This is a genomic window from Streptomyces sp. WM6372 (assembly GCF_001279655.1).
GTDB lineage: Bacteria > Actinomycetota > Actinomycetes > Streptomycetales > Streptomycetaceae > Streptomyces.
The window spans coordinates 1-5,245 of sequence record NZ_LGDB01000055.1 but is presented as its reverse complement, the minus strand read 5'-3'; the positions used below and the strand labels follow the sequence as shown (position 1 = coordinate 5,245).

Sequence of the window (5,245 nt, the reverse complement as noted above, 5' to 3'; positions counted from 1 at the left end):
GGTGAAGGTGGGGGTGGATCTGGAGGAACGGCCCGCGGCCGCGATCGAGGGGATCGCGTACTTCACGGTCTCGGAGCTGCTGCAGAACGTGAGCAAGCAGGCGGGGGGGCGGGGGGCGAGCGGGGAGGGCCGGGGGACCTCCGGGACCGCTTCGGGGCGGTTGCTGACCCGGGTTTCGGATGAGGGGCGGGGGGGGGCCGACGTGACGGGCGGTTCGGGGCTGGCGGGGCTGGCCGAGCGGCTGCGGGCGGTGGAGGGGGTGTTCGTCGTCGACTCCCCCGAGGGGCGGGGGACGGTGGTGACGGCGGAGCTGCCGTGGCGCGGGCGCGGCTGATCCCGCCGACCGCGGTCTGCTGATCGGGACTCCCGTCCGGGGTGGCGGGGGTCCCGATGGTGTTTCCGGGTCCTGGTGGTGCTTTCCGGGTCCCGGTGTCGTTTCCGGGTCCCGGTGTCGTTTCCGGGTCGAGTGCTGCTGGATCGGGGGGTGGTGGGGTTATCCCCACCATGGGGACGCCTACCCGCCCGATGGTTTCGGGGGCCTCCCGGGCGGGAGGGTGGGGGTGTGGTCACGGGAAGTGTCGAGAGGGCGGGTTGGATTATGGGTTTCGGCCGTGCGTTGCGTGCTCCCCTTGAGGGACGGACCTGGCGGGAGTTCGGGTACCTGGTGCTCGGGCTGCCGCTGAGCCTGCTGTACTTCTCGCTCGCGATCACCGGCGTCAGCCTCGGCGCCGGGCTGCTCGTCACCTTCCTCGGGGTCCCGGTCCTCGCCGGGGTGCTCGCCATGTGCCGCGGGTTCGGGCGGGTCGAGCGGGGCCGGGCGCGGGCCATGCTCGGGGTCGACATCGCCGAGCCGGCGCCCATCCGGGCCGGGAAGCCCGGGCCGCTCGCCGCCATGGGGGCCCTGCTCAAGAGCGGCAGCGCCTGGCGGCACGCGCTGTACTCCGTGATCCACCTCCCCTGGGCGATCTTCGCCTTCACCCTGGCACTGGTGTTCTGGGCGTACGGCTGGGCCTTCCTGCTGTACCCGGTCTGGTTCTGGGTCTTCCCGGCCTACACCGACTGGCCCGGGCTCCAGCTCTTCCAGAACGACGACTACACCTTCTACCTCGACTCCCCCGCCGAGATCGCCCTCGCCTTCCTGGTCGGGCTGGCCTTCACCCTGGCCACGCCCTGGGTGGTGCGGGCCCTGACCACCGTCGACCGCGTCCTCATCGCCGGGCTGCTCGGGCCCTCGCGCCTCGACCACCGGGTCACGGAGCTGGAGTCCGACCGCGGGGTCGTCGTGGACACCGCCGCCGCCGACCTGCGCCGCATCGAGCGCGATCTGCACGACGGGGCGCAGGCCCGCCTGGTGGCGCTGGCCATGGACCTCGGACTGGCGAAGGAGAAGCTCGCCGAGGACCCGCAGGCGGCCGCCCGGATGGTGGACGAGGCGCACGGAGAGGTGAAGGTCGCGCTCCAGGAGCTGCGCGACCTGGCCCGCGGGATCCACCCGGCGGTGCTGACCGACCGCGGTCTGGACGCGGCGCTGTCCTCGGTGGCCTCCCGCTGCACGGTGCCGGTGCGGGTGTCCGCGGACCTGCCGGACCGGCCGGCCTCCGCCGTCGAGGGGATCGCGTACTTCACCGTCTCGGAGCTGCTCCAGAACATCAGCAAGCACTCCGGGGCCCGTACCGCGAGCGTGGACGTGTGGAGGTCCGGGGACCGGCTGCTGATCCAGGTCGCGGACGACGGGCGCGGCGGCGCGCGCAGCGAGGGCGCCGGCACCGGGCTGGCCGGTCTCACCGAGCGGCTGGACGCCGTGGACGGGGTACTGGTCGTGGACTCCCCGGCCGGCGGCGGCACCACCGTCACCGCCGAGCTCCCCTGGCGTTCCCGGTAACCGCTCCCCTTCCGGCGCTCCCCCTCCGGTGCTCCCGTTCCGGCGCTCCCCTCCGGCGTTCCCCTCCGGCGTTCCCCTCCGGCGTCCCCTTCCGGCGTTCGCTTCCCGCGTTTCCGTCCGGTCGCCGCGTTCCCGGCTCCCGCGCCCGCCCCGTTCGATGATCCCGACTCGCCTCGATCCGGCCCCCGGGCTGGGATGCTTGGCTGCGTCAGGTACATCGGACGACGTGGACTCGGGAGCTGCTGGACGTGGAAGACAGGGTGCGGGTGGTCATCGCCGAGGATTCGGTGCTGCTGCGTGAGGGCCTGACCCGGTTGCTGACCGACCGGGGGCATGACGTCGTGGCCGGCGTCGGGGACGCGGAAGCCCTGATCAAGACGGTGGCGGAGCTGGCCGCCGAGGATGCGCTGCCGGACGTGGTGGTGGCCGACGTACGGATGCCGCCGACGCACACCGACGAGGGCGTACGGGCGGCCGTACGGCTGCGGCGCGAGCATCCCGGGATAGGCGTGCTCGTGCTGTCGCAGTACGTGGAGGAGCAGTACGCCACCGAACTGCTGGCCGGTTCCAGTACCGGGGTGGGGTATCTGCTCAAGGACCGGGTGGCCGACGTGCGGGAATTCCTGGACGCCGTCGTACGCGTGGCCCGGGGCGGGACCGCCCTGGACCCGGAGGTGGTCGCCCAGCTGCTCGGCCGCAGCCGGAAGCAGGACGTGCTGGCGGGGCTGACCCCGCGCGAGCGCGAGGTGCTGGGCCTGATGGCCGAGGGGCGCACCAATTCGGCCGTGGCCAAGCAGCTCGTGGTCAGCGACGGAGCGGTGGAGAAGCACGTCAGCAACATCTTCATGAAGCTCGGGCTGTCACCGAGCGACGGGGACCACCGGCGGGTTCTGGCCGTTCTCACCTACCTGCGGTCTTGATCCGAAGACCCGGGGCATTGATCAAAGCCTTGATCAACTGACACCCTGTCAGGTGCGGCGTTACCGCATCCGGCCGCTGGGGACTCGCACTATTTCTGCACGGCACGAAATCTCGGAATCTCTCGGAATCCCGTGGACCCGCTCAACCCCACGGGATTCTCTCGACAGACCGCCGCGGACGACGGTCCAGAATACGAGCGTCCCCCGGGAAGGCCACTCCTACCGACGTAGGGTTGACCTTGGGAACGGGAACGCCACGCCTCGAAGGAGGTCCAGTTCAGTGACCAGCCAGGTCAGTAGTCCAGCCGAACAGGCCGACGGGGCCGAAGGGGCCGTAGTCGGCGAACAACGGACGCCCCCGGCCCCGGGCGGCAAGGAAGTGCGCCGCCTCACCTCGGAGACGGCTTCCTTCGGGAACGACCTCTCCACGCTGCCGAACTTCCCGGCCGAGATCCGTGCCCCCGCCGGCACCCTGCCGGGTGTGTCGTCATTCCAGCTGCATTTCGCCGATCACGACATCCTGACGCCGGGCGACGCCCCGAACGTACTGGTCGCGATGAATCCGGCGGCGCTGAAGGCGAACATCGCGGACGTACCGCGCGGCGCCGAGATCATCATCAACACCGATGAATTCACCAAGCGCCCGATGGCGAAGGTGGGCTACGAGACCTCGCCGCTGGAAGACGGTTCGCTGGGCGCCTACAACATCCACCAGGTGCCCCTGACGACGCTCACCGTCGAGGCGCTGAAGGACTTCGGGCTCTCCCGCAAAGAGGCCGAGCGCAGCAAGAACATGTTCGCGCTGGGGCTGCTGAGCTGGATGTACCACCGGCCCACCGCGGGCACGGAGGACTTCCTGCGGCAGAAGTTCGCGAAGAAGCCGGACATCGCCGAGGCGAACGTGGCCGCGTTCCGGGCCGGCTGGAACTTCGGCGAGACGACCGAGGACTTCGCGGTCTCGTACGAGGTGGCCCCGGCGACCCGGGCCTTCCCGACGGGCACGTACCGGAACATCTCCGGGAACCTGGCCCTGTCGTACGGGCTGATCACGGCGAGCCGGCAGGCCGATCTGCCGCTCTACCTGGGCTCTTACCCGATCACCCCCGCCTCGGACATCCTGCACGAGCTGAGCAAGCACAAGAACTTCGGCGTGCGGACCTTCCAGGCCGAGGACGAGATCGCCGGCATCGGCGCGGCGCTCGGCGCGGCCTTCGGCGGCGCCCTCGGGGTGACCACCACCTCCGGGCCCGGAGTCGCGCTCAAGTCCGAGACGATCGGGCTCGCGGTCTCGCTGGAGCTGCCGCTGCTGATCGTGGACATCCAGCGCGGCGGCCCGTCGACGGGTCTGCCGACCAAGACGGAGCAGGCTGACCTGCTCCAGGCGATGTACGGGCGCAACGGCGAGGCCCCGGTGCCGATCGTGGCGCCCCGGACCCCGGCGGACTGCTTCGACGCCGCCCTCGACGCGGCGCGGATCGCGCTGACGTACCGGACCCCGGTCTTCCTGCTGTCCGACGGGTACCTGGCGAACGGCTCCGAGCCCTGGCGGATCCCGGACGTCGCCGACCTGCCGGACCTGAAGGTTCAGTTCGCCGCCGCACCCAACCAGCAGCTCGCGGACGGCACCGAGGTCTTCTGGCCGTCGGCGGCATCGAGAAGCAGGACGGCACGGGCAACATCTCGTACGACCCGGCCAACCACGACTTCATGGTCCGCACCCGCCAGGCCAAGATCGACGGGATTCAGGTCCCCGACCTGGAGGTCGACGACCCCGACGGCGCCCGGACCCTGGTCCTGGGCTGGGGCTCCACCTACGGCCCCATCACGGCGGCCGTCCGCCGCCTGCGCAACGCCGGCACCCCCGTCGCACAGGCCCACCTGCGCCACCTCAACCCGTTCCCGAGGAATCTCGGGGAGGCCCTGGGGCGTTACGACAAGGTAGTGGTGCCGGAGATGAACCTCGGGCAGCTCGCGACCCTGATCCGGGCGAAGTACCTGGTCGACGCTCAGTCGTACACCCAGGTCAACGGAATGCCGTTCAAGGCCGAGCAGCTCGCGAAGGTTCTCGAGGAGGCCATCAATGACTGAGGTGACCGACGCCCCCCATCTGCTCTCCCTCGTGCCGAAGGCCGAGGCGAAGCAGTCCATGAAGGACTTCAAGTCGGACCAGGAGGTCCGCTGGTGTCCCGGGTGCGGTGACTACGCGGTACTGGCAGCCGTCCAGGGCTTCATGCCCGAGCTCGGACTGGCGAAGGAGAACATCGTCTTCGTCTCCGGGATCGGCTGTTCCTCGCGTTTCCCGTACTACATGAACACGTACGGGATGCACTCGATCCACGGCCGCGCCCCGGCCATCGCCACCGGGCTGGCCACCTCGCGCCGTGACCTGTCGGTGTGGGTGGTCACCGGGGACGGCGACGCGCTGTCCATCGGCGGAAACCAC

3 protein-coding genes and 2 pseudogenes are annotated in these 5,245 nt (G+C 70.7%); all 5 read left to right on the top strand.

Annotated elements, in window-relative coordinates; all coding sequences use genetic code 11:
• Positions 1–334 (top strand): annotated as a pseudogene (locus ADK52_RS06620) (sensor histidine kinase); the annotation flags it as partial.
• A gap of 264 nt (positions 335–598) precedes the next feature.
• Positions 599–1,882, top strand: coding sequence for a sensor histidine kinase (locus ADK52_RS06615; RefSeq protein WP_053688834.1), 1,284 nt, complete (start codon positions 599–601; stop codon positions 1,880–1,882).
• A 260-nt stretch (positions 1,883–2,142) separates the two neighbouring features.
• The gene (locus tag ADK52_RS06610) at positions 2,143–2,802 is read left to right on the top strand and encodes a response regulator transcription factor (protein ID WP_030161942.1); all 660 of its coding nucleotides are present in this window, start codon (positions 2,143–2,145) and stop codon (positions 2,800–2,802) included.
• 280 nt (positions 2,803–3,082) lie between these two features.
• Positions 3,083–4,890 (top strand): annotated as a pseudogene (locus ADK52_RS06605) (2-oxoacid:acceptor oxidoreductase subunit alpha).
• Positions 4,883–5,245, top strand: a 363-nt coding sequence (locus ADK52_RS06600; RefSeq protein ID WP_234343486.1) for a thiamine pyrophosphate-dependent enzyme, incomplete at its 3' end; no start/stop codon positions are given. The pseudogene ADK52_RS06605 and the gene ADK52_RS06600, both read left to right, overlap by 8 nt.

Excerpts from the sequence above, each read along its gene's own strand:
- ADK52_RS06615 (WP_053688834.1), top strand. The coding sequence starts at position 599 with ATGGGTTTCGGCCGTGCGTTGCGTGCTCCCCTTGAGGGACGGACCTGG.